Here is a 26,380-nt window from a genome sequence, read left to right on the forward strand (position 1 = left end):
TTACGAATAATATTTGATAGGATTGGTATCCACATTTGATATTGAGAGGGCAAAGGTAGGAAAAATTTTTGAAAGATAGTCAAATAAAAGTGATTTTATGTATTGTTCACTTTCAAAATGACCTATATCGGCAAGGAGAATTTGTCCTTCAGCCTTGAAAAATTCGTGGTATTTGAGGTCGGCTGTTATATAAACATCAGCTTTTGCACGTTTGGCATTTTCTATAGCAAAAGCGCCACTTCCACCTAAAACTGCTACTTTTTTCACATCTTTACCAAGCAATGCTGAGTGACGCACTACACTCACTTGCATACGTTCTTTGAGGTAGGCTAAAAAATCTTCTTCGGACATTGATTTATTAAGTTCACCAATCATTCCCATTCCGATATGTTGGTGTTCATTTTCGAGTGTATATATCTCAAAAGCTACTTCTTCATAAGGGTGATTTTGACGAAGAGCCTGCAATATTTGTCGTTGTAAGTGTTTAGGGAAAATCACTCCTATTTGGGTTTCATCTTCAGTATGGAACACATTAGGTTCGCCAATGGTAGGGTGAGATTCCTCATTTCCTTTATAAGTGCCTTTACCTTCAAGATTAAAACTACACTCAGCATAGTTGCCTATATTGCCTGCACCGGCTGCAAAAAGAGCCTTGCGAAGGTTTTCGGCATCGGATTTTGGTACATAGGTGATGAGTTTTTGAATGGTATGAGGTTGAGGAATGAGAATACGTCTGTTTTGCAATTCTAAACGATTGCAGATAGATGCATTTACTCCTAAGAACTGATTATCGAGAGCCGTGTGCATACTATAGATCGCAATTTGATGCTGAATGGCTTTCATCACCACACGTTCTACATAGTTTTTTCCTGTGAGAGATTTGAGTCCGCTAAAGATAATAGGGTGAAAACTCACAATAAGGTTGCATTTTTTGGCAATAGCCTCGTCTACAACCGCTTCGAGAGTATCTAAGGTAATGAGTACCCCTTTTACTTCAGCATTGGCATCACCTACTAATAAACCAACATTGTCAAACCCTTCAGCATATTGCAGAGGGGCGAGTTTTTCTAATTCTTGAATAATGTCTGTTATTTTCATTGCATTCCTAAATGTTTACGCACTTCTTTTACAGTGCTTTCAGTGAATAATGCTTCTAAGTTTTTCCATACACTATGGTAGCCATAAGGACCATTAAGCATTTCTTTTTTAGCTTGTTCTATCGTCCAATTGTGATAAATAATACGATACATTGCTACCATTATACCTGTACGATCGGCACCGTGATAACAGTGAATTAGTACGGCTCCTTGTTTTTGGTGTTCGCGTATAATTTTCAGTGTTTGTGCTATTTCAGGGGCTTTGATACGCCAAGTGAGCAAAGGATGATTGATGAGCTTGATATTATCGGAAGCGTTGAAAATCTTCTTATCGCCTGAACGGGTGAAATAGCGTAGATTTACAATTGATTTGATAGGAATATTCTTAATAATAGCCCTATCCTCAGCTACTAATTGTTCGCTTCTGTAGAGCAAACTGTCCACTTTGTACAAATTAGCATCGGCGTGAATGAGCGTTGCCTTATGCTGTGACCACAGAGGTAGCAAAGCGAATAAAATAAAGTAAATTAGAAGTGTTTTTTTCATAAGGTATCTTTTATTTCTTCATATCGTGTAAGGACATCATTCACATTGCGAATTGATTGTTTTGTCCAGTGAATAAGCGTATTAAGTCGTTCTTCATCGCTGAGTTGCCAAGCTATCTCGCTGCGACGAAGTTTATCAGTGAGTTGTTGTAAGACAATAGCCACAGCTACCGAGATGTTTAAACTTTCGGTAAATCCCACCATTGGTATTTTTAAGAAAGTATCGGCTTGTGAAAGTACTTGTGCTGAGAGTCCTTCTTTTTCAGTGCCAAAGAAAAAAGCACTTTTTTTAGTAATATCAAAGTCATTGAGAAAATAGGCATCTTTATGCGGAGTAGTGGCAACAATTTGGTAACCTTGCGCACGAAGCGTATCAATGCAACTTTGAGTGTCGTTATAACGAAATACATCTACCCATTTCTGAGCTCCCATTGCTATTTTGGCATCAAGGCGTTTGCCGAAGCGCCCTTCAATGCTATGCGCTTGTTGCACGCCAAATACTTCGCAGGTACGCACAACGGCACTAGTGTTGTGCATTTGGAATACATCTTCCATCGCTACCGTAAAGTGATTGGTACGCTGTGCTATAATCTCTAAAAAACGCTCTTTGCGCTCTTCAGTAATAAATCGTTCTAAGTAAGAAAGTAGTTTTTTGTTCATAATATTTTTTCAAAAGCTTTACGGGGACTTCCCCTGAAAGAGACTTCGCCACAATATTGATAACCTAATTTTTCAAAGAGGTGCAACATAGGAGTATTGTCAAAATTGGTATCAGCGCGCAGAGAGTGAATGCCATTATCGCAAGTGAATTGTTCTATTTGTTGCAATAGTATTTTTGCTAAGCCTCTCCCTAAATGATTAGGTGCAATTGCTACCCTATGAAAGACTACAAAATCGCCAGAGGTGAGCCATTTGCCTTTGATACGAGCATATTCGGGTTCATCATTGATAAGCAAGGCACAATAACCTACTATTTCGTCGTCTTCTACAAGTACATAGCCATAGCCTTTGGCAATATCATTCGCTATTACTTGTTCATTAGGATAACCATCTTGCCACTGATTGCTACCTTCGGTTTTGCGACGCTGGATAGCAGCGGATAAGATTGTCCAAATGGCAGAAGCATCGGCTGGAGTTGCTACTTTGAGTTGTATTTTTTGAGTCATATTCAATTAGATAATCAGGTGACAAAAGGCAGGTAACAGAGGGCAAAAATAGAAAAAACTTTGCTCATTGACAAATTTTCGCTAACTTGCCCCGCTTTTAAGTTTTTTATGTTATGAATACAACCCCAAATGCGATTGAGGTACGACACCTCAGCAAACAATATAAAGAAACTACAGTTCTTGCCTTGAATGATGTGTCATTTGAGGTGAGGAAAGGAGAAGTTTATGGTATTTTAGGACCTAATGGAGCAGGGAAAACGACCCTGATGTCAATACTTTTTGGAAGTATTAAGCCTACAATGGGGAGTTTTACTATTGCAGGGCTTACCTATAAAGATACTTTACTGAGATATAAAATAGGCATTGTACCACAAGAATACGCTTTGTATCCCACACTTACCGCGAGAGAGAATTTACATTACTTTGGGAGCCTATATGGACTCAAAGGGAAGGAGCTAAAAGCAAAAACAGATGAAGCTCTTGAGCGTGTTGCTTTATCAACTGTAGCTGATAAGAAAATTGCTCATTTTTCAGGAGGAATGAAACGCCGTATCAACTTAGTAGCGGGGATATTACATACACCCGAAGTTCTTTTTTTGGACGAACCTACTGTAGGGGTAGATGTACAATCTAAAAATATAATCATTGATTATTTAAAAGAGTTGAACGTAAGAGGAATGTCGGTATTGTATACTTCACACCATTTGCAGGAGGCGCAGGATTTTTGCGACCGCATAGGGATATTGAGTGAGGGGCAATTGATAAAAGAAGATACTCCTAAAAATCTTATTAAAGAGGTACAAGCTTTCAATTTAGAAGAAGTATTTATTCAGGTAACAAGTAAAGCCAGTGAGAGTTCATAGCTGGGTATGTGAATAAAAAGTAACAAAAAAAGCTACCATTTGGTAGCTTTTTTTATTTTTAATTTTATTTGATAATATCTTTGTAATCTGCATTTAGTGCTTTATAACTGTCTGCTTTTTGAGAGGGTACATAAATATTACGTAAGTGTGTTTGAATAAATGCCTTTTTGTTTATATTAAAAGCAGTAGGGTTATGTGTAATTAGAGTGTGCAAATTCTTACATTGCATAAAGGCTTGATCTTCTATTTTGTTTACTTTTTCAGGGAGTATAATAGTTGTAAGTTTATAACAACCTATAAAAGCCCTTTTACCAATAGTAGTAACATTTGAAGGAATGTCTATATTTTGCAGATGATTACAATTAGCAAAAGTTTGTTCTTTTATTTCTGTAATCTGTGTAGTTTTATTTTCATCTGCTTCTACAGTTGTTAATCTAAAACATCCATTGAAAGCCTTAGCACCTATACTTTTCACTTTATTTCCAATGACAAAAGTTCTTAATTCGTATGACACTTGCTCTCCATTAAAAGCTAATTCAGCTATAAATTCTACGTCTTTTAGTTTAGGGTCGGCGTTCATATCGATAAAACGGGTGTTAGGGTTTTTCCATTTCAGAAGTGTTTTGCCGTCAGAACTAAGCTCATAATCGGTAGTGATTATTTGTTGTGCAGAGAGAGATATACCAGTAGAAGGCCAGCCAGTATTGGTTTTAGGTCCGTAGAATATTTTGTCCTCAGTATCAATGTAGTAATCGCCTTCTACACCTTGTGTATTAGGTTTCCCTTGACCTGCGTATATTTTAGATCCGTCTTTACCAGGGAGTCCTCTTTCGCCTTGAGCTTTGATGTTGGTATTTACATTACCGATATACCAATAGCCATCTTTGATATTGGGTTTAGGAGCATCGGCTCCATTTTGACCGTCATTACCTTTTTCTCCTTTTTCACCTTTGGCTTTAGTGTTTGATTTTATGCCATTTATTACCCAATAACCATCGTTATCAATTGTAATAGTAGGGGTGGTTCCATTTTGACCTTTTTCTCCTTTTTCACCTTTGGCTTTGGTATTGGTTTTTACGCCATTGATTACCCAATAGCCGTCGTTGTCGATAGAAATAGAGGGTGTAGTACCGTTTTGACCGTCCTCCCCTTTTTCCCCTTTTTCACCTTTGGCTTTGATGTCAGTTTTTACGCCATTGATTACCCAATAGCCGTTGTTGTCGATAGAAATAGTAGGTGTAATGCCGTTTTGTCCATTGGTGCCATTTTGACCGTCAGCCCCTTTTTCTCCTTTGGCTTTTACATTAGTTTTTTGTCCGTTAACAATCCAATAGCCGTCCTCAGAGATAGTAGGGGTAACGCCATTTTGACCGTCAGCGCCGTTATTCCCTTGTGCTTTTACAGCAGTTTTAGTATTGCCTATATACCAATAGCCATCATCTCCGATGTGAGGTATAGGAGCATCTTGACCGTTTTGCCCATCAGTACCGTTTTGTCCTTGTAGTCCTCTAAGGCTTACAGGGTTTCCCCAACCTTCGGCAGTTTTAGGCCCATATAGGTTTACAGAGGTAAGATCTATATAATAATCGCCTACGTTACCTATAGTAGCGGTAGGGGCTGTAGATCCCGAGAGAATAGTATTAGTACGCTCGCGCTCTACAATGCGTTCTTCTACGGTTTTAGTACATTGCACAGAGACAAGACTAAGACCTACAAACATTGCTAAAAAAACAATCTTTTTCATAAAATGCTAAATTACTAATAAATGTTAAAATATAAATCAAAGGTTATTATCAAAAAATGTGCCAGAGTGTTTCTTTTTATTTGCCGTTTCTATACTCTCGTGGGCTTACTCCCATAGCTTGTTTAAAAGCAGTACTGAAATATTTAGATGAGTTGAAGCCTATGTCGGTAGCGATATCATTGATAGGAAGATCGGTAGTTTTGAGGAGTTGACAAGCTACTTCTATACGATACTTATTTAGGTACTCGGCAATACCTAAACCTGTGATTTGCTTCATCTTGTTGTATAAACTAGCACGACTCATCGCCATTGCTTCAGCTATATTATTAGCATCAAGGTCAATTTCGTTGTAGCGTTTTTTGATGAGCTGGTTGAGTTTCATCATAAATTGTTCGTCAGCATTACTAATGGTAGTGAGGGCAGGCGAGGGGAGAAGCACTTCTTTTTCGTATCGTTGCTTGATGAGCTCTTTCTGTTTGATCAAATTACCTATCACTGATAGCAATAAGTCAATGTCAAAAGGCTTAGAAAGATAAGCATCAGCACCTAATTTATAACCTATTTTCTGACTCTCACCATCACTCTTAGCGGTGAGCAATATTATTGGTATATGACTGATGTTGAGCTGTTCTTTTACTTCTTTACACAACTGATATCCATTCATTATAGGCATCATCACATCGCTTACGATAAGGTCGGGTTGGTGAGTTTTTAAAAGCAATAGAGCTTCTTCTCCATTCACCGCTTTAAGTACATTCTTAAACAACGGACGTACTTCACTATAAAGATAGTTGAGAAAATCGGTGTTGTCATCTACTAAAAGTATACTGTATTGACTCATATCACTCACAGTAGTTTTTTCGGGTACTTGGATATCTGTTTCTTCGTTGTCGAATTTCTCTAATACATTACTATTATTGTAAGGTAATTCCACATAAAAAATAGTTTGTGCTCCTTCGTCATAAGCGCCTATTTTGCCATCGTGTTTTTCTACTAATTCTTTGCAATAAGCAAGACCTATACCACTGCCACCTTGCTGGTGTTTTCCTTGCTGAAATCGACTAAAGAGTTTGTTGGGGTCTATGTTTTGAAGTCCGATACCTGTATTTTCTACTTGAAAACGTACTATTTCGGAAGTATGAGTACTGCGTAGTCTTATAGTAGCTCCTTCATTGCTAAATTTTACGGCATTCATAAGTAAATTAGAGAGCACTACGCGTATTTTAGCTGTGTCAATAGCTATAGGCGGTAAGTTTTTGTCTAATTGTAGGTCTAATTGTATATGTTTGCTTTCAAATTCTTGTTCAAAATCCTTACTACAATCAGTGATAAGATGATTGAGGTCTGTATAGGTTTTAGAAAGTGTATTTTCTAATGAGGTAGAGCGATTGTAGTCTAATATCCAATTGATGATGTTTTTCATTGTATTGGCTTGTCTAAAAGCTCCTTCTAATTGTGTTTTTTGGGCAGGAGGAAGAGTGGAGGTATTGCTATCACTCAACAGTCGTTTCAAGGGAGCATAGATAAGTGTCAGAGGAGTGCGTAGTTCGTGGCTTACATTCGTGAGAAACTGAATCTTATCTTCGTTCAGTTCTTGCTGATGAAGAGCAATTTGCCATTTCAGTTGTTGCTTTTTGCGGCGCAGATAGCCCCATATTACTCCTGCTGTGATAGCTAACAGCAACAAACCTACGCTTACAAAAAACCAAGTCCGTTGATACCATACAGGTAATACTTCAAAAGAAAGCAAAGGTGTATCGGGAGTCCACGATCCATTTTGAGTCATACAAGCTACTGCAACTTGGTATTTGCCTACTGATAGAAGAGAGATATCAAGGCGATTGTCGTAAGTTTCAATCACAGAGGTCTGTTCTTTATTCTTAATTTTGAAACGGAAAAGCAAACGACGGAACATATCCTTTTCATTAAGTCCTACATTTATTTTCAATGAGTTAAAATAAGGAGGTATTTCTTTAGGAAAATTGTGAGCGCTGTATATTTTGCCATTTAGTTCAATGTTTTGTAAGAAGAGTAAGGGAGAAGTATTCTCACTTGAGCGTATCGCTTTATTGATTTTTGCTAATCCTCCCACTCCTGCCATATAGATGTAAGGAGAAGCTTTAGTCTGTACATAACCTGTAAGCACATCGTTAGGTAGAAAACCATCATTATCATCCCATATCATTATTTTTTTGTCGGGGATATGGTAAGAAAAGAGTACATTGCTAGCGTTTATCCATAGGCGTTGTACATCATCTAATTGCATATAACTGATTTGTCTAAAAAGGTTCTCGGTAGCTACATTCTCAAGTTTTTTATTGGATAAGGAATAACTAAAAAGCCCCTTATCTGTTGCGATCCAAAAGCTGTTATGAGTGTGATCATAACACACAGCACTGATGTTACACTCATTCTCTAAACTAAGAAAGGGTTTTAGTTCAGGCTGTTGTACATTCATTTGGTAAAGAGAGTTACCTTTGCTGAGGTAGAGAGTATTGCCTACTTCTGCCTTTAGTTGTAAAGCTATTTTAGGGGCAATATTTGGGGCAAAAGATATTTTAGTAAACTGTTTGTTTCTTAGTTGATAGAGATAAGTATTTTTAGCAGTAATGAGTATTAAATCATTGTTAATTCGGTATACAAAAGGAGTAAACCCAGTGTGACATTCTTGCTGGTTAGTCGTTTCATCACGAAGTAGAAAAGGTGTGTACTTACGAACATTAGTATTGTATATAAAAAGCCCTTTACTATAGAGAGATACTAAAAGCTCATTAGGTGAAAAGTAGGTGATAGACGACACCTTGTCGGTATAAGTGTTTAAATGATGTGTAAAATGTTCTGTTTGAGGGTTAAAAGCATTGATACCTCCACCATCAGTACCTATCCATAGTATGCCATTAGGGGCTTCATAAAGGCTGATGACTGCGCGTTCCGAAAGTCCATTATTACTACCCAAGGCACTATCAGTATAGGTTTTGATATAGGTTTCTTTAAAGAGAAAAACACCATCGCGCACAGTACCCGCCCACATATTGTGATTAGGGTCTTCGTAAAGTACAGTGATAGAGTTTACAGGGATGGAGTGCACATTACCCGCACTGTGTTGTATGTTGAAGAAACGCTGATCAGCAGGATTGAATACTGATACCCCTCCGCCATCAGTGGCAAGCCATATTCTATTTTTATAAGGCTTGATATCTAAAATAATATCATTAGGTAAGGAACTGTTTTGAGTGTGGTAATGCCCTATAAATGCTCCTGAAAGACTATAGCGAAAAAGCCCTTTTTGAAAAACTGAAAACAATACTTCTTTGCGATTAGTGTCGTAATAAAGACTGCTCAACGGACTAGCATTTTCAGTGATAAAAGCCTTTAGCAATTCATTTTTAAAAGAATAAAGATACAAACCATCACTTTCTGTACCTGCTAAAAGTGTATCGCTATCTATAGGAAATAAATGTGTGATGAGACATTCTTTATCTTTAGAGAGAGGGTCTTTGCGCAGAGGTAAACGCTCAATCTTCTTAGTAGCGTAATCATACTGATAGATAGCAGCATAACCTCCAAAGTACACACCTTTTTGGGTAGTACAGATAGAAAATAACTGCTGGTTGATAATAGGAAGAAAAGTATCTTGGTCTGAATTGTAGCGTAATACACCTTTGGGGGTGATAGCCCAAAGGTTTTGTTGAGCATCTTCCAAGAGCTGGTAAACATAATCGTCAATATACTTCTTAAGGTGATTCCTATCCACTCTATTGATTCCTTGCCGAGTGCCAATCCATAAAAGCCCTTTATGGTCGCGAACCATAGTAGTAACCCCCGATTGCGACAAACCGTGTTCTATAGAAATGCGTTTAAAATAGTATTCAGTAGTAGAACTTTGGCTATATCCTACTAATGAAAGGAAGCAACTTAATATGATAAATATAAAAGCTGGTAGTATTCTCATTCTCATCCTCATTTATTTGGAGTGCAAAGATAATAATAATTTGTCAATATACTAATTTAATGCAGAGTCGAACACACAACGAACACACAACGAACACACAACGAAGTTTCCCTAAAAACAATATCACAAAAAACTATCAAAAATAATTCTCCTTGCAATTTTCCGAGATTCTCAAGCCTCTCTCTAACTAAAAAGTCTATTAATATCACCATCTGCCTCGCCCAACTCGTCCGCACTGTCTAATAATCCCACTCCTCCACTCCCGATTATTATTTATTCACAATCTAATTAAAATATATTTCCCCAATTTTTTTAACAAAATATTTGCATCGTTTCGTTTAATGTCGTATATTTGCGACCTCATACCACAAAAAATAATATGAAGGTACTAAAATTTAAAACTCTCTCGCTACTGTGCGTTTTTGTATGGCTAACCCAATGGACTACCGCCCAAACGCAAACAGTAACTACTACTGCTACTACCTCTAAAACCACTACAGCACAAACTCCTATGAACACCATTACGCGCGGCGAAACTTCTATCTCAGGGAATACCAAACCCCTATGGGTGCTCAATGGGGTAATATTGGAAGACGATATAGATTTAAAACCTGAAGATTTAGTCTCCGACGACGCTAAAATGCTCATCGCCGCGGCTATACCTGGCCTTACCGCCGAAAGTATAGAAGGTTTTAAAGTACTTAAAGACGCTTCAGCTACCGCTATCTATGGCCAGCGAGCTATCGGGGGAGTTGTCGCTATTACCACTAAAAAAGGAAATGTAGGAAGTAGCAACATCACCTATACCAATGAATCTACCTTTCGTTTTATCCCTACCTATGCCGAGTATAATATAATGAACTCGCAAGACCAAGTCGCACTATACAAAGAGTTTTTACAAGCTGGACACTTCAAAGTCGATGATATCTACGCTCAAACGGGCGTGCTCTCGCGAATGTACCAACTGTATAAAATATTAGATGCCAATGGCAACCCTATGGTACCTAATACCGAAGCAGGGCGCGCTGCTTACCTCGGAGCTGCCGGACTTAGGAACACCAATTGGTTCAACGAGCTCTTTCAAACAAGTATAATGCAAAACCACACCCTATCTTTCTCCTCTGGAAATGAAAAATCTACTTATTACGCCGCTTTGAGTGTGCTCAGCGACCCAGGTTGGACGAAAGGAAGCTACTTAAATCAATACTCTGGAAACCTAAATGCTAACTACAACCTCTCTCGAAAAGTACGCCTGAATGTCATCAACGACTTGTCCTATAGAGAACAACTTTCTCCTTATCAAGATTTATATTCTTACGCCCTTAACAACTCCCGTGCCTTAGACCCTAAGGACTACTACACCCAAAAATACACTCCTTACAATATCTTCAACGAAATAGATAATGCCTATCGAAAAAGCTATACCGCCAATTTGCGTTTGCAGGCACAACTCTCTTGGAAAATTACCCCTAAAGTCGAAGCCTCTCTAATGGGCGCTATACGATACCAGTCTTATATCCGCAATACCGACCGCACCGAAAAATCAAACGAGGCAATGTCTTACCGCGAGATGTCAAACTCCTTCATCCGTGATAGCAATAATAATCTCTATAAAGACCCTAACGACCCTTTTGCTCTCCCCAGCATCGTATTGCCCGAAGGTGGCTTGCGCTCTAAACGAGAAATGACCACCCGTAGCAACAACTTCCGCGCTACAATAAGTTATAACGACAGCTTTAAAAACGGTTTGCACCTCCTATCGCTGTTTGGCGGTTTTGAAATGGATAATACACAGCGCAATACCGACTCTAACGACAATTACGGCGTCCTCTATAACTCAGGATATTATAGCTATTACAGTTATCTCCTCTTCAAAAAACGACAAGAAGAAAACAAAAACTATTACAGCATCAACAACACTGTGAACAACAACCAAGCCTTCTACGGAAATGTGAGCTATACATTTAAGAAACGTTATACCTTTGATGGAACTCTTCGATATGATGCCTCTAACAAGTTCGGCGAATCGCGTTACATACGATGGATGCCTACTTGGAACACAGGAGTAAAGTGGAACGTAACCGAAGAAAAATTCTTCAGCAAACTCAAACCGCTCTCGCTCTTATCGTTTAAAGCCTCTTTTGGAATAACAGCCATTTCCCCTTCTGTGAGCAATTCGCTTTCTCAAATCTATACCGATATGCCTTGGCGAAACTCAACCGAGCGTGAGATAGGCTTATACATAAAAAATGCTGCCAACCACGACCTTACCTATGAAAAAAACCAAGAACTCAACCTCGGTACTCAGTTAGGCTTATTCAACAATCGCATCAACATATCAGCAGAATGGTTCAACCGAAAGAGTTATGACCTCATTGGTGATATTGTAACCCAAGGCGTAGGAGGAACGATTACCAAAAAAGGAAATATGGCTGAAATGCGCATACGAGGCGTAGAACTCGGTTTGGAAACAACCAATATAAAAACAAGTGATTTCTCTTGGAAAACTTCTTTCGTGTATTCGCGTGCTACCAACGAGGTAACCAAATTGCTTACCGCCCCTACCATTAGAGATATGATAGGCTACTCTACCACCAGTAGCTCGCCCGCTGGTTTTGCCAAAGAAGGCTATCCGCTGAAATCTATTTTCTCTATACCTTTCAACGGACTGAATGACAAGGGACTACCTACTTTCTTGGACGCTAATGGCAACAGCACAGTGAGTGGTATTCGTTTTGACAACCGCAATGTTGATTTCTTGAAATATTCGGGTACACTTATCCCTACCGATAAAGGAAGTTTCAGCAACTCTTTTAGTTATAAAGGACTTTCGCTCGGCGTTGTTTTTACCTATTCTTACGGCAATGTGGTGCGCTTGCGTAAAATCACCAATGCTTATGCAACCGATTATAGTACCGCACCTAAAGAACTCAACAATCGCTGGTTGAGAGAAGGCGATGAGAAAAGCACTACAATGCCTACGCTTTTTACCTCTTATATGTTTGAACAATACCAAAGAGCCAATGTAATACAAGCGTACTACACCTATGATTATTCCGATATTCGCATAGCCAAAGGTGATAACATTCGATTAAAAGAAATCTCTATAGGTTATACTTTTGATAAAGAATTCTTGAAAAGAAACCATATCCGCCAGCTGAGTATGAAACTCCAAGGAACCAATCTCGCCTTGCTATATGCCGATAAACGACTCAACGGCGACGACCCCGATTATCTGGCTAATGGAACTCCTATCCAGCCAAAACGCCTTATATTTACTTTAAGAGTAGGTCTTTAATCTTAAAAAAACAGAAAAACGATGAAAAAGATATATATACTTATAGGTATAGCCGCATGCAGCTTGACCGCCTGCAACCAGTTACTCGATGAGTTGCCCGATAACCAAGTGCGCATCGATACCCCCGAAAAAGCACGCCGATTGCTCACAAACGCTTATCCTAAAACAAGCGAAATTGTCATAAGCGAACTCTCCTCCGATAATATTGACGATAACGGTACTATCATATCAGGCGCTAACTACTTGAGCAATGAAGCAAGCTATTGGCAGGTAATACGCGAATATAATAATAGCGACGGACTACAGAATGTTTGGACAGCTCACTACCAAGCAATTAATACGGCTAATAGCGTGCTCGAAGCCATTGAAAAAATGAGCGCTTCAGCAGAACTCAACGCTTGTAAAGGAGAAGCCTTAGTAGCGCGCGCCTATGCTCACTTTGTGCTGGTGAACCTCTTTTCTAAACCTTATAATCCCAATAGTAGCAGTACCGATTTGGGTATTCCTTATATGCTACAACCTGAAAGCGAACTCAATAGAAAATACGCAAGAGGTACGGTAGCCGAGGTCTATGCCAAAATAGATGCCGACCTCACCACAGGCCTACCTCTCATTAATGATAGTTATTACCAAACACCTAAATACCACTTCAACAAAAAAGCAGCTTATGCTTTTGCGGCACGCTTCTATTTGTATTACCAACAATGGCAAAAAGCCTTAGATGCCGCCAATGTAGTGCTCTCCACCAACGATGCTACTACCGAAGGACTCTTGCGCAATTGGAGCGACTTCACCGATGCAAGCAAAACAGGAGGAAAAGTATTCGGTAGGTTTGCCATTTATTACACCAATGAACGAATCAATGCCAATTTGTTGCTCTTGCCTGTGAGTTCCGAAATATCCGAAACTTATTTTACACCCTATACACGTTTTGTACACAACAAACGCACAAACGGCGAGGAAACACTCGTAACTGCAAACTTGTGGTATCCTCAACGCCAACCTAATAACAACTTCTCGTTTGGCTATTACTATTTCGAACCTTTTACCCCTACCAGCGCCCGTGCCGATGGGGTAGTAGTCGATAAATTTCCTAAATTCAATGCTAAAAATGAAGAAGGTACTACCGTCAAAAAAAGCATCGTTGTCCCTTTCACTACCGATGAAACTCTTTTGGTACGTGCCGAAGCTAAAATACACCTGCAACAATATGCAAGTGCGATCAACGACCTCAATATGTGGACAGGTAAATTCATCAAAAAAGATGTTACTATAGGAAGTTATACTTCTAAAAACCAATTCACCCAACAAGAAATTGTAGACTTTTACAACAATTTGGCTTATTCCTCTACCGCTACCGATAATGGAGCAACTCAAAAAAAACGCCTCGCTCCATCTTTTGCCATTGCCAACGATGGTATTCAAGAACCTCTCTTGCACTACCTATTACAATGCCGCCGTATCCTCACCCTTGGCGAAGGATTGCGCTGGCAAGATATACGCCGTTATAATATAGAGGTCGCCAGATATCAGCGTGACAACAGAAACCGAAACAACTCAACCATCAAAGCCATCTTGCCTCCTGACGATTTGAAACGCACCATACAACTACCCGATGCCGTTATTGGTGCAGGAATGCAAGCAAACCCAAGATAATAAAAATAAAAACTCAACGTATGAAAAAAATACTATATCCCCTTTGTGCAGCTCTTTTCTTCTTAGGTTGTAGCAACCACGATAAACTCAGTGATGATACACCCGAGAGTGACGGTTCTACCTTAAACCCTCAAAATGAGCTGGATAGATATTTAGATAAATATATAGCAACCCCTTATAGTATCGAGATAGTGTATAGGTATGAAGATAACAAGCTCATCAATCGTGAGTACTCCTATACTCCCACCCAATACGATAAGGCTGTACAGTTCGTCAATGTGTTTAAGTACTTATTTGTAGAACCCTATGTAAAAATAACTTCTACAACTTTCTTGAAGGAACATTCCTTCAATATGCTCATCTTGTTGGGGCAACCTGCTTTCAATAGTGATGGCTCTAAGAACGTAGGGCTTGCTAATGTAGGTAGAAAAGTGCACCTCACCGAGATAAACAACATCCAGCCTAATAATATCTACTGGCTGAACGATAACCTGTTGTCTACTCTCTATCACGAAAATTCACATACCTTGCACCAGTCAATACAGTACACTACCGATTACGAGAAAATATCGCTCAACGACTATCAAGGGGGAAACTGCTTTAGCCATTGGGGTAGCACTCGCGACTACCTAAAAGCTGGATTCATCACCGCTTATTCTAGTTACGACCACGACGAAGATTTCGTAGAACTATTAGCCCGTTACATTGTCTATTACAACGCCTCTTTGGATTGCGGTTGTGCCACTACCAATAGCAGCTTAGATACCGATGGTGATGGCTTCGACGATAGTTTGTACACCGCTTGGAAAGCCAAATTTGTGAATTATGGCGATATAACAGGCTACGAATCTGCTAGCGTTTGGGAAGAAGTACTCAAAGAAGCCGACGTAAAAATAAGAGATACCGAGACCTATACCGGCAAACAAAAATTAGAACAAAAGATAGCTATTATGAAAAAATACCTGTCTGAGACTTGGAACATCAATTTAGATGAGTTTAGAGCCGAAATTCGCAGCCGTTATCCTTATGTAGCTGGTAAAACCTTCGATGGCGTAGCCGTGCCTGCAAAAGATTTTTCAATATTAAACAACGATTAAAATGAAAAAATACCTATATATAGCACTATCAACATTGATGCTTATCAGTTGTAGTTACAAAGAAGACGATGTGTTCTCTCAAAAACCTTCCGAACGTAACAATAGCATCCTTCAAAAGTACAAAAGCCAATTAGAAGCCCCTAATACCTATTGGGTCTTGAGTAGTTACCCTGGCGAAAGCAACGTAGGCTTTTGGGTATACCCCTATAATCCTACTGTTTTTGCTACCGAAAGAGACTATCCCCGCTTCGACCGCAGTATCGGTGGCTATAACTATATCGTGAAGTTCGCCGATGGAAAGGTAACAGCCTCCTCTGAAGTCTTAAAGGATAATACCGAAGACACCTCTTACTTCAGATATACCATAACAGAAGGTCCTACCTTGAGTTTTGACACCTATAGTAAGGTATTACATCACTTTTCTTTTGTATCCAACTGCTTTCCTAAAGGAAGAGGTGGCGATATAGATTTTATCTTCCTCAAAGAAGAAAATGGCGTATTTACCTTGCGTGGTCGTACCTCTAACAACCTGATGACACTCAGAAAATTAGAAGGTGACAGAGAAACTTTCTTAAACAAACTGAGAGAAAACACAAATACTCTAAAGAACAAAGCACTGTCTCCTATCAGCGTAAACGGAACAGAAGTAAACCTGAAATTTTTCCCTACTTATAGACAGATTGCTTTCTTGTACAACAACAACCAAAAGTATGAGCAACGCGCTTTCCTAATGACCGAAAAAGGCTTTAAACTCTATGAACCCGTAACCATCAATGGTGTTACTTTCAGTGAGTTTTATATCAACAATGCCAAAACAGGACTCACCACTCCCGATGGAACGATTACAACCTCTTTTGTAACCTCCCCTTTCATTCCTACTGATAACACTCATCAAATAAACTTCAGTAGTGGATGGGTATCACCTATTTTATTAAACTATTTCAATAGAAGAAAAAGAGCCATTGCACGTGAGTATGGAGCTAATTTTGTTCTGTCCGAGTCGCTTTATTTTATGCCATTGGCTAATGGAAACGATGGCACAAGTGTTTCTCAACTATATGCCGATGTAAGTGGCTATAATTGTTATTACGAAGCCGATTTCGTAGGGGTAGCTGGCGAACCTAATCAAGTCGAAATCCTATTTAGAGACATTGGAGAAGACTATTATAACTACATCTACTTCTTTTCCGATGTAAAGAATCTATTGTTGCAATTAGCAAAATATAGTCCTTATAAGGTAGAAGATCAAAACAATGGTTATTACATCTTCACTAGTGCCCGTAACGACGAAGTCTGGTTTTACATCAAAAAATAACCCTTCCTCTGTATATACCCCCTTTTGCATCACCACACTTTGGCAAAGGTTCTAATAGCTTATCAAGCTATGACCTTTGCCAAAGTTAATCATTCTATTAATCAACACAATCGCCACCCCTCCCACTATTCCCACTATTCCCACCCCTCCCATCTCTCCCATCCCTCCCATCCCTCCCATCCCTGCCCGTGCGGCTTGCCCCTCCCACCATTCCCACCACTCCCATTGTTCCCATTGTTCCCACCGCTCCCATCCCTGCCCGTGCGGCTCGCACCTCCCACCGCTCCGCAATTCTCAGAGTTTCTCCGCGATACTCCTTCCTCATCATTTTTGCAAAAAAAATGTTAAAAATATTTGTTCATTACATTTTTTTTGCGTACATTTGCAGCGTTTTTCAGAGAGCTTTCCTACTGTGTAAATCAAAAAAAACATAAGTTAGTAAATTATAGAATTTTAAATAAAAAATTTAAGACATTATGAGTAAACCAAAAACACTTTCCGTTGATAAATACGGAATTAAAAACGCTAATGTTCGTTACCAATTGTCTGCTGACGAACTTCACCAAGAAACTTTGGACAAAAAATTAGGCGTTGAAGCTTCTTCTGGAGCTATTGCTATCAACACAGGTAAATTTACAGGTCGTTCTCCTAAAGACCGCTTCATCGTAAAAGATGATATCACCAAAGATCGCGTATGGTGGGGTAGTATCAACATCCCTTTCGAACCCGAAAAATTCGATAAACTATACGAAAAAGTAGTAGCTTATCTTTCAAGTAAAGAAATTTACGTTCACGATGGCTATGTTTGCGCCGACCCTAAATACCGCACCAATATCCGTACTATTACTGAACTTCCTTGGAGCAACCTTTTTGCTTACAATATGTTCTTGCGTATAGATGATAGTGAACTCCCTTCTTTCAAAGAAGATTGGTTAGTTGTAAACGCTCCTGGTTTTGAAGCTGACCCTGCTGTAGATGGTACTCGTCAAGCTAACTTCGCTATCTTGAACTTCACTAAAAAAATCGCCCTAATCGGTGGTACTGGTTATACCGGCGAAATTAAAAAAGGTATCTTCTCTGCTATGAACTTTGAATTGCCTGTGTTCCGCAACACTATGCCAATGCACTGTTCTGCTAACGTTGGTAAAGACGGTGATACTGCTATCTTCTTCGGCCTTTCTGGTACTGGTAAAACTACCCTTTCTGCCGACCCTAACCGCCACCTTATCGGTGACGACGAACACGGTTGGACTCCTGAAAATACCGTTTTCAACTTCGAAGGTGGTTGTTATGCTAAAGTAGTTGACCTTACCGCTGAAAAAGAACCTGAAATCTTCGGTGCTATCAAAAAAGGCGCTATCCTTGAGAACGTAATTATGGATGATAAAGGTGTTGTTGATTTCTCTCGCACTGATATCACTGAAAACACTCGTGTTTCTTATCCTATTTACCACATCGCAAATATCCAACCTGGTTCAATAGGTCACAATCCTAAAAACATCTTCTTCCTTACTTTCGATGCTTACGGCGTATTGCCTCCAATCTCTAAATTGACTCCTGAACAAGCTGCTTACCAATTCGTTTCTGGTTATACTTCTAAAGTTGCCGGTACTGAGGTAGGTATCACTACTCCTCAAAAAACTTTCTCTGCTTGCTTCGGAGCTGCCTTTATGCCTCTTCACCCAGCTGAATACGGTAAACGTTTGGCTGAAAAAATCAAAGAAACTGGCGTAAACGTATGGTTGGTAAACACTGGTTACAACGGTAAAATGAAAAGATGTAGCTTGAAAGATACCCGCGCTCTTATCACTGCGGCTCTTACCGGCAAACTTAACAACGTTGAATACAAAGAATTGCCTATCTTCGGATTCAAAGTGCCTCAATCTTGCGACGGTGTTTCTGACCAAAGCATCTTGAACCCAGAAAATACTTGGAGTGACAAAGCTCAATTCAGCGCTAAACTCAAAGAATTAGCTGAATCATTTGTACAAAACTTCAAAGATAAAAAATTCGCTGAAGGTGCAAGTGCCGACGTCCTCGCTGGTGCTCCTAAATTGTAATTTGACTTTAAAGGACATAGTTTGAAAAAGGTTGCTTCCCCATCGGAAGCAGCCTTTTTCTATTATTATCTTCTATATTTTGAATATATTTGTTGTTGATTTTATAATGCGAGTTATACTTTATAATTTTGTATGTTAAAAAAATGAAATAGAAAGTGAGTATGGATTTTGAAATTATAAGATAATTTGTTTAGGAATAGTTTTTAAAAAAATAGTATCTTTGCTTTCTCAGAATGAAATTATTAATAAAATGAAAAGAATATTATTTTTATGTATGACAATTATTTTTATAACTTGTCATAAAAGTAATGATGAAGCTCCCCAATCAAACCCTAATCCCCCTACAAATACCTATTTATATGGTATTACTATAGATGACAGTTGGGATAAAACCAGAGTTACTGTTCAACAGATTGTAAATGCTATCAAGGCAATGCCTATAAAACCTACGGTACGTATAGTGATGTCTAAAGGTACAGCGATAGCAGATTACAAACCACTTTTTTTGGCTATTCATCAAGTAGCTTATGTGATGGCAACACCTGCCGATTCCGAAGATATGAAAAAATACACTAACGTAGATAGTTATGTAAAGAGATTTCAGGATTCGTATGAAGAGCTATCGGCATATACAGATTTTTGGGAAGTGGGCAATGAAATTAACGGAGAAGGTTGGTTGGGTGACGACCCTCAGTTTATTGCCAATAAAGCCTATGGTGCTTATAAGTTTATCCACAGTAAAAAAGCAAAAACAGTGCTTGTGAGCTACTATTTTAAACCTGATGACCAAAAAGTAACAATGGAAGATTGGCTAAAAAAATATATTCCTGAAGATATGAAAAAACAATTGGATTATGTGTTAGTAAGCTATTACGAAGATGATAACGATGATTACCAACCTAATTGGCAAAATGTATTTAACAATTTAGAAGCTATCTTTCCAAATGTTAAATTAGGCATAGGGGAATGTGGCAATAACGACTATAAGAAGTACTCTGTACAAAGTAAAGTACAAAGAGCTAAGCACTATTATTCGATGCCTAAATATGTAAAGAACTACGTGGGCGGTTATTTTTGGTGGTATTGGGTACAGGACTGTGTGCCTCATCAAAACAGTGAAGTTTTTAAGGCTATCAATAATAGTTTAGTTAAATAATTAATTATATTGATGTGTCTATTTCGCGAAATATAGCAGTAAAAGTTGTTAATCTGTATGTATACAACTAGATAATTGATAATTGAAAAAACGCATTAAAATTGGTGTGAGATTTAATATAAAAATCAGTACGAATATTCTTGAAGAGTTATCCGAAAAGTCTCAAAATAACACTTACTTCACTACATTCTATCGAAGTTTTTTGTTTGTACAGATTATATCTATAAAAAGTTGATTGTATTGATAATCAATTAATTTTAAATTGTATTATGTTAGAGAGGTTTTATGCCTTCCTCAAAAAAACACTCTTGTTTATTCACAATCTAATTTTGTTTTGAAACATAAAAGATTAAAGAAGCTCTTATTATTAGCCATTAAAATGGCACAGTTGTTGCCTATTCGTCTTACGATATAAAACAAATTAGTAAAACAAAAAATATGATGAAGAATTACGCAACAATGATAGCTACTGCCTTCCTCGGCGGAGCTATGACCTTAGGAGGGTATAAACTCTTTATAGATAAACACGACGCCAAACAAGAGGCACTTGATTTGCTCTCACGTCCCGCTTTGGTACAAACTAATCACACTACCCCTGAAAGAACGGTAGCAGGCGAAACCAACTTTGTAGAAGCGGCTAACAAAACGGTGAATAGCGTAGTGCACGTAAAGAACACTGTAAAATCACAAGGAGGCGTTACTTCTATCTTCGACCTTTTTTACGGTAATGGGGGAGGCGAACAGACCCAAGTAGGTACAGGCTCTGGCGTTATCATTACTCCCGATGGCTATATAGTAACCAATAATCACGTGATTGCCAATGCTACTACTTTGGAGGTTACCCTTAACAACAATAAAACTTATACAGCTAAACTCATAGGTACAGATGCCGCTTCCGATATTGCCTTACTAAAAATAGAAGCCGACGAAAAACTACCTTTCCTCACCTTTGCGGACTCCGATAATACGCAAGTAGGCGAATGGGTACTCGCAGTAGGGAATCCTTTCAACTTGAATTCTACCGTTACTGCCGGAATCATCAGTGCAAAAGCACGTAACATCAGCGAGCGCGGTAGTGATAAAATAGAATCGTTTATACAAACCGATGCTGTGGTGAATATGGGAAACAGTGGGGGAGCTTTGGTAAACCTCAATGGCGACCTCATTGGTATCAATACCGCAATCTCATCTACTACAGGGGTATATATGGGCTACTCATTTGCTGTGCCTAGCAATATCGCTAAAAAAGTGGTAGAAGATTTGATAGAATACGGAAATGTACAACGTGGGGTGATGGGCGTACGCGGACAAGGATTAGACTCTGAAGTAGCCAAAAAACTCAACGTCAAAGAAACTGAAGGATTCTATGTGGATTCTGTAGATGATGACTCAGGAGCAGGAGCTGCCGGTCTTAAAAAAGGTGACATTATCAAACAAATCGATAATGTGAAGATACATAAATACTCTGACCTTAGTGGTCACATCGCTTCTAAACGTCCTGGCGATATGCTAAAAGTAACTTATGTACGCGAAGGTAAAGAACGCACTGCCAATATCACACTTAAGAAAAATACTACTTATGTAATACAATCCTTAGGTTTGGAAGTGAAAAACCTTTCAGAAGCCGACCAAAAACGTTTTAAAACTAAAAACGGTGTGAAGGTTACCGCTGCAGGTCAGTTTTATGAGTACAACAATATCAATATAGTAGGAAAAGTGTTGCTTTCAGTGAATGGAAAAACCATTAAAGATGTAGATGAATTGAAAAATATAATGTCTAATCTTTCTTCACGCAATCGCAACTCGTTAGAATTCCTGAACGAAAAAGGAGAAAAAGAAAGATTCTTTTTCTAATATGGTTAATGGAAGGGTATGCTGATACCCTGTAATTGGTTATGTTAATACCCTATACTTTACGGAATGTAAAGTGTAGGGTATTTCTAATATACAAATTACCTTTTAGAGTAATAAAACTTTTTATGACTGTAAAGCAAATGTTTGCCATCTATATATCGGTAGAGTTTTTGTTCACTGAGGGCTTTTTTGCCTATTCTTCCCGCCGAATTGCTTAAAAATCCTTTATCTAAAATATCCTTAAATAAAATAGAGGATAGCGTATTTTCAATAAGGTCAGTAGGTTGCCATTCTTGCGCTGATGAAGTGCGTTTATATCTCGTTTCTTTCAGCAGATTGCCCTCGCGGTCATACTCAAAAATGCTTCTCCCTTCTTCTTCGTTTGGTTTGATGAATAAATACTCAATAAGCTCATTGTTTTTGTTGTAGCGGTACTTATTAGTGTAGTATATCTCGTATGTTTGGGTCTTTTTATTCCAATTCTCTGAAGTAATAGAGGTACTCTGGTTGTTTTCGCCCAATATATCAGTGAGTCTACTCTGATTCTGCCATTTGTTTTGTTCTTTCTCCCAAACTTGTACTATATTAGTGAAAATTCTGTTTGTCTTATCTTCTGTATAAGTGATTTTTTGCGTAGGTAGCCACCCATCCTCTTTATAAACATACTGTATAGAGGTTCTTTCATTCTCATTAGGGTCAATATATTCTGTTTTTTCGTCTTCATACCACTCATTATTCCCAAAAGTATAAGTAATCTCTTCTTTAAGGAGGGTATCATTCTCAAACTTTCGTACAATTTTCTTGTCGCCTTGCCACTGCTGGATGTCACTATCCCAAACTTCATCAACAGAAAGCATTGTACGTCCTTTTTCATTCTCGGTATAAGTATTGCGATTATCTCTAAACCAACGCTTATTGAGATATTTGTAATACACAGTTTCGGTGGTGTGACCTCTTATATTGTTAATGCGTTTGCTACTGGGGGATAGCTTTTTGCCATTTTCATTGAGGTAAGTAATACTGATGAGTTTATTTTTCGTTTTCTTAGTCTCATCTTTCTGGATTGCTATCCATCTTTTACTCAAAGAATCTTGGCGGTAAAAAACATTATAAATCTCATTGCCTTCTTTGTCATTCTTAATAACAGTTTTGGTAGCGTAACGATGGGGGAAAATGTGGTTATCGCCTACTACTAATAAATGTTTTTTAGCGTTATAATGTTGCCAATCTGTAACTTGATAGGCACTACTGAGCGAATCTACCCTATAACCTATATGGTTTATACTATCCAATTGATATTGCTGTGCGTGCACTGAGAATATCCCAAGTATTAGCCAAAAAATAAATGCTTTCATAATAGTTCAATTTTAAATGCTATTTGTATCCTTAATCTTTGTTGATATTGTCAAAATCTTCCTTCGGGAAATTATATTACATTAGTGCTTTGCTCCTCCACAGGTGGAAATAATAGTTGCAACTTCCTGAAATATATCATTGCGCGATAATATCGAGGGATATTGCCAAAATTCAATTCATATTCCTCGCCGTTTTCGTCTTCGTTGATGAGTAGCACGCAATTTCTTTCTGCGTCCCACTCATAATGAAAGTACAGATAAGCAACAGAACCGTCCTCATTGTATTTGCTGTGCTCACCGAGACTAATTCTCGCAGAAGTTGTCTCTTCGTTACTTACTTTTAGTATGAAATCATCTTTTTGAAGTGTTACATAACCCTCAGTATTCTTTCCTTTTTGTGCGTAGAAATCTTGAAGTCTTTCATTAGTTAAAAGTGACTTGAAGTTTACCTCATTCACTTTTGAAAGATAGTAGATGCGACTGTTGATGAGCTCTTCATAACGCCTGCAAAAGTAAGCAAACTCTTTTTCTAAGAACGCAAAATGTGCGGGATGTGATGTTGCAGTCATATCAATCACTCCCTCATCAGTAAAAGTATTGATTGAGGTGTGCAACTCACCTTTATATACTTGGGCAAGCACACCATATTCTTCATCGTTTTGAATAAAAACAGAATGAGCATCGTAATCAGGGTCGTAAAGGACGCGGTAAAATACATCATTGTCGTCCCACATTTCAAAACGCGGATTATTATTTTTGTCAGGTTTACATACAAGCGAGAAGAGGGGCGGATAGGTAAAACGAAGTAAATTCTCTATCGAAATATCGGTATTAGGAAACAGATGTACTTGTTTTTTACTTATTTCATCGCGACGTTTTTGTGTTTCTTCAGGGCTTACGAATATAGTTTCACCTTTGGCTAAAGCAGGGAATATATCATCGTTTATCCAGCATTTCCAGCTCCAAGGGATATAATCTATCTTTAAAATATCGTCTAACGCAAAAGAAAATTCGCGTTTTAAGTACAAAACGAGCTTTTCCCCTAACAAAAGCCCTTCGTAATCATCATCGGTGAGGTATTCGGTAATATCGGCATTGCGTCTTTCTTCAAAACGCTTGTTATCGTGATTGTAATCAGTTTCCAAGAACACGTAAATGCTGATATGCCCCATCACGGTAAGGCTTCCGTGATTGTAATCGCCCCAATAGAATCCCGAAACGCACAAATCACCGCCTACGAAAATCTCTTGCCCGCCAACCACTATGTTTTCGGCAGTGAGATTGCCCAAAACCACTAATCCGCAAGAACCTTCTATCTCACCATTGTAGATATTCGTAGCCTGTATATTGCCTTTTACGAGGATAAAAAGGGGCAAAGAATCGTAGTCATCGGGGTTGTAGTAAGGAGAAAGCTCATCGACAGCGTCTAAATCTAAAGGTTCGTCCAAAATCCAGTCGCCGTCAATCACGATTACGCGATTTCGCCAACGAGTGTCATAATGCTCTTTGTAGAGAGACGACTCAGGTAGCTCATCGGCAATCTCGTCATAAGAAGTAGTTCGATAGGGAAGGTTAGAGAGGTTCATAACAATTATTTTTTATAAGTATCTACGCTGATAAGTGGATTTTCTCCGTTTTTTACCAACTGAAAGAAACGATTGACAGAAAAATAAGAGAAAAGCTCATTTTCTTCCCATACTTCTGGTCTGAGGAGTTTCCAGCTCTCTTCCAAATAGCCTGTTTCAGGGTCGTGAAGATAGCAATCCTCTTGTTCAGTTTCGTTTTCGGCTTCTACGGATATAAACTCAGTAACCTTACTTTCGTCGGGCATATAGTGTCCACCTTCTACGAAATACGGCGCATTGGTATTGCCTAATACATCAAGCATACCATCATTATACTCGCCATACAGCCCAAAGGTAGTATAAAGGTCTTTCATTATGAAGATAGCACCGTTATAGGTAAAGAGATAATCGCAAATCACGTTGCCCGATACCCTTAGATGCAAGTAATTATCGTCTAGAATATCACCTGCAACGGTAAGATTTCCATCGATAAAGATACCATAAGCATCGCCTTCCCAGTGTAAGCCTTCCATAAGGTCTTCCGTCCATTGGCGGGTGATGTTGCCTTTCACCAGTACATCGCCTTTGAGGAGCAATAGTTTGTCGTCGTCATTCAGATAGATAGGAATTTTAAATTTTTCCTTCGCTTGCTTTACAGTGATAAATTCCTTTTCGGGGATTACGGTTTCGCTCACCTGCGGACGCTGAGCCATACGTGCGGGCATCGCATTGTTGATACGCTGCGCCTTTTCTAATAGGGTTATTACTGACATATCAAATTGTTTTTACAAAGTTACGAATAAATTATTGATAAGTAAAATTAGCATTGCAATGCTTCTTTATCTTGAAAAAGATAAAGAAAAGAAATGTTTAACAACTTTGCCAATGTTTTAAACATTGGCAAAGTTTGTAACTCGAAAGTAACTTTATATTAACTTGTATCGTTCTTCTACACTACTTCCCTTCCTCTTTTAGTGGTTCGGAGAGAACTTTTCCTCCTGCCTTACGACGTGCCAATACATCGGCGTAGTATTTACGGCTGTTGTTGAGCACCTCGAGGGTTTTTACAAAAAACTCATCGGATTTTACTTGTGCATTGGCATTGATGTAAGCCGAAAGTTTTTGGTAAATATCGGTGAGCTCTTTTCGCAATCCTTTTACGCTATACACTTCTTTTTGAAGGTCTTTAAGCGAACGATGAGAAAAAAGATCATTGAATGCCGTGTTGGAAGTTTCCTGCTCAAAAATCTTCAAAAAAGCGGGCAATAAACTGACTAAATTCTGCGTTGTGTAGGTTTGCGGTGTGCAACACTACTAATTTGGGTGTTTTCATATCTTACTAATATAAATATTGAATTGATTTTACACGACTATTTTTGGCAAAAGTAATAAAAAATATCATTCTGTTTCATTTTGTAGTGTAAAAATTTCAAAATTATTTTGTTTTTTTCGCTATCGATTGTGACGGCTTAAAGTAGTTTTGTTTTTGTTGTTCACCAATGCCGACGATGTAAAGCCATTTTGCTTTTTGTTTTCACCGCACGTGATGAGTTAAAATAGTTTTGCTTTTCGTTTTCACCGCGTGTGACGGCTTGAAGTGATATTTTTGTAATATAAGAAAAAATATCATTAGTGTTTATCAAAGAAATGTTAAAAT

Annotated in this window: 18 protein-coding genes; 8 read left to right on the forward strand and 10 right to left on the reverse strand. The window is 38.5% G+C overall.

Annotation, left to right across the window (positions count from 1 at the left end):
- Genes HMPREF9073_RS12825 through HMPREF9073_RS12840 form a run of 4 tightly spaced genes read right to left on the reverse strand, consistent with a single transcriptional unit; the run spans position 1 to position 2,808 of the window.
- The gene (locus HMPREF9073_RS12825; RefSeq protein WP_009414208.1) at positions 1-1,098 is read right to left on the reverse strand and encodes a Nif3-like dinuclear metal center hexameric protein; all 1,098 of its coding nucleotides are present in this window, start codon (positions 1,096-1,098) and stop codon (positions 1-3) included.
- The gene (locus HMPREF9073_RS12830; RefSeq protein ID WP_009414209.1) at positions 1,095-1,643 is read right to left on the reverse strand and encodes a tyrosine-protein phosphatase; all 549 of its coding nucleotides are present in this window, start codon (positions 1,641-1,643) and stop codon (positions 1,095-1,097) included. The genes HMPREF9073_RS12825 and HMPREF9073_RS12830 overlap by 4 nt, the downstream gene beginning before the upstream one ends.
- A complete protein-coding gene (locus tag HMPREF9073_RS12835) occupies positions 1,640-2,302 on the reverse strand; it encodes an RNA methyltransferase (protein WP_009414210.1) in 663 nt (220 codons plus the stop codon). Before HMPREF9073_RS12835 ends, HMPREF9073_RS12830 begins: the two co-directional genes overlap by 4 nt.
- Complete coding sequence (locus HMPREF9073_RS12840; protein ID WP_009414211.1) at positions 2,299-2,808, reverse strand: GNAT family N-acetyltransferase; 510 nt, start codon at positions 2,806-2,808, stop codon at positions 2,299-2,301. Before HMPREF9073_RS12840 ends, HMPREF9073_RS12835 begins: the two co-directional genes overlap by 4 nt.
- Before the next feature lie 113 nt (positions 2,809-2,921).
- Between HMPREF9073_RS12840 and HMPREF9073_RS12845 the strand changes: the two genes are divergently transcribed.
- Entirely contained in the window at positions 2,922-3,671 is a 750-nt protein-coding gene (locus HMPREF9073_RS12845; protein ID WP_009414212.1) for an ABC transporter ATP-binding protein, read from the forward strand.
- Positions 3,672-3,735: 64 nt separating this feature from the next.
- Here the strand turns inward: HMPREF9073_RS12845 and HMPREF9073_RS12850 are convergent, their stop codons facing one another.
- Together HMPREF9073_RS12850 and HMPREF9073_RS12855 are read right to left on the reverse strand one after the other, a co-directional pair.
- Positions 3,736-5,415 carry a leucine-rich repeat protein gene (locus HMPREF9073_RS12850; protein WP_009414213.1) on the reverse strand — a complete coding sequence of 560 codons (1,680 nt, stop codon included), beginning with the start codon at positions 5,413-5,415 and terminating at the stop codon, positions 3,736-3,738.
- Positions 5,416-5,491: 76 nt separating this feature from the next.
- A complete protein-coding gene (locus HMPREF9073_RS12855; protein WP_034555951.1) occupies positions 5,492-9,373 on the reverse strand; it encodes a response regulator in 3,882 nt (1,293 codons plus the stop codon).
- 373 nt (positions 9,374-9,746) lie between these two features.
- On the opposite strand from HMPREF9073_RS12855, the gene HMPREF9073_RS12860 reads away from it, so the two are divergent.
- The 7 genes from HMPREF9073_RS12860 (at position 9,747) to HMPREF9073_RS12895 (ending at position 21,803) form a co-directional block, all read left to right on the forward strand.
- Positions 9,747-12,665, forward strand: coding sequence for a SusC/RagA family TonB-linked outer membrane protein (locus tag HMPREF9073_RS12860; RefSeq protein WP_009414215.1), 2,919 nt, complete (start codon positions 9,747-9,749; stop codon positions 12,663-12,665).
- Between the two features lie 21 nt (positions 12,666-12,686).
- Positions 12,687-14,321: a RagB/SusD family nutrient uptake outer membrane protein gene (locus tag HMPREF9073_RS12865; protein ID WP_009414216.1), complete on the forward strand. Its 1,635-nt coding sequence runs from the start codon at positions 12,687-12,689 to the stop codon at positions 14,319-14,321.
- A gap of 20 nt (positions 14,322-14,341) precedes the next feature.
- The gene (locus HMPREF9073_RS12870) at positions 14,342-15,418 is read left to right on the forward strand and encodes a substrate import-associated zinc metallohydrolase lipoprotein (RefSeq protein WP_009414217.1); all 1,077 of its coding nucleotides are present in this window, start codon (positions 14,342-14,344) and stop codon (positions 15,416-15,418) included.
- Position 15,419: 1 nt separating this feature from the next.
- On the forward strand, positions 15,420-16,733 hold the full coding sequence (locus tag HMPREF9073_RS12875; protein ID WP_009414218.1) for a DUF4302 domain-containing protein: 1,314 nt from the start codon (positions 15,420-15,422) through the stop codon (positions 16,731-16,733).
- Between the two features lie 476 nt (positions 16,734-17,209).
- A complete protein-coding gene (gene pckA / locus HMPREF9073_RS12885) occupies positions 17,210-18,793 on the forward strand; it encodes a phosphoenolpyruvate carboxykinase (ATP) (protein WP_009414220.1) in 1,584 nt (527 codons plus the stop codon).
- Between the two features lie 274 nt (positions 18,794-19,067).
- Entirely contained in the window at positions 19,068-19,949 is an 882-nt protein-coding gene (locus HMPREF9073_RS12890) for a hypothetical protein (protein ID WP_009414221.1), read from the forward strand.
- A 438-nt stretch (positions 19,950-20,387) separates the two neighbouring features.
- Positions 20,388-21,803 (forward strand): S1C family serine protease, encoded by a 1,416-nt coding sequence (locus HMPREF9073_RS12895; RefSeq protein WP_009414222.1) that lies wholly within the window; start codon positions 20,388-20,390, stop codon positions 21,801-21,803.
- A gap of 98 nt (positions 21,804-21,901) precedes the next feature.
- Here the strand turns inward: HMPREF9073_RS12895 and HMPREF9073_RS12900 are convergent, their stop codons facing one another.
- From HMPREF9073_RS12900 to HMPREF9073_RS12915, 4 genes are all read right to left on the reverse strand, one after another.
- Positions 21,902-23,158: a hypothetical protein gene (locus HMPREF9073_RS12900; RefSeq protein ID WP_009414223.1), complete on the reverse strand. Its 1,257-nt coding sequence runs from the start codon at positions 23,156-23,158 to the stop codon at positions 21,902-21,904.
- Between the two features lie 71 nt (positions 23,159-23,229).
- A complete protein-coding gene (locus HMPREF9073_RS12905) occupies positions 23,230-24,744 on the reverse strand; it encodes a hypothetical protein (protein WP_009414224.1) in 1,515 nt (504 codons plus the stop codon).
- A gap of 5 nt (positions 24,745-24,749) precedes the next feature.
- Positions 24,750-25,496, reverse strand: coding sequence for a hypothetical protein (locus HMPREF9073_RS12910; protein WP_009414225.1), 747 nt, complete (start codon positions 25,494-25,496; stop codon positions 24,750-24,752).
- A gap of 181 nt (positions 25,497-25,677) precedes the next feature.
- A complete protein-coding gene (locus HMPREF9073_RS12915; RefSeq protein WP_051046609.1) occupies positions 25,678-25,977 on the reverse strand; it encodes a DUF6261 family protein in 300 nt (99 codons plus the stop codon).
- Positions 25,978-26,380: the final 403 nt, after the last annotated feature.

It is taken from the genome of Capnocytophaga sp. oral taxon 326 str. F0382 (assembly GCF_000318295.1).
GTDB classification, from domain to species: Bacteria; Bacteroidota; Bacteroidia; order Flavobacteriales; family Flavobacteriaceae; genus Capnocytophaga; species Capnocytophaga periodontitidis.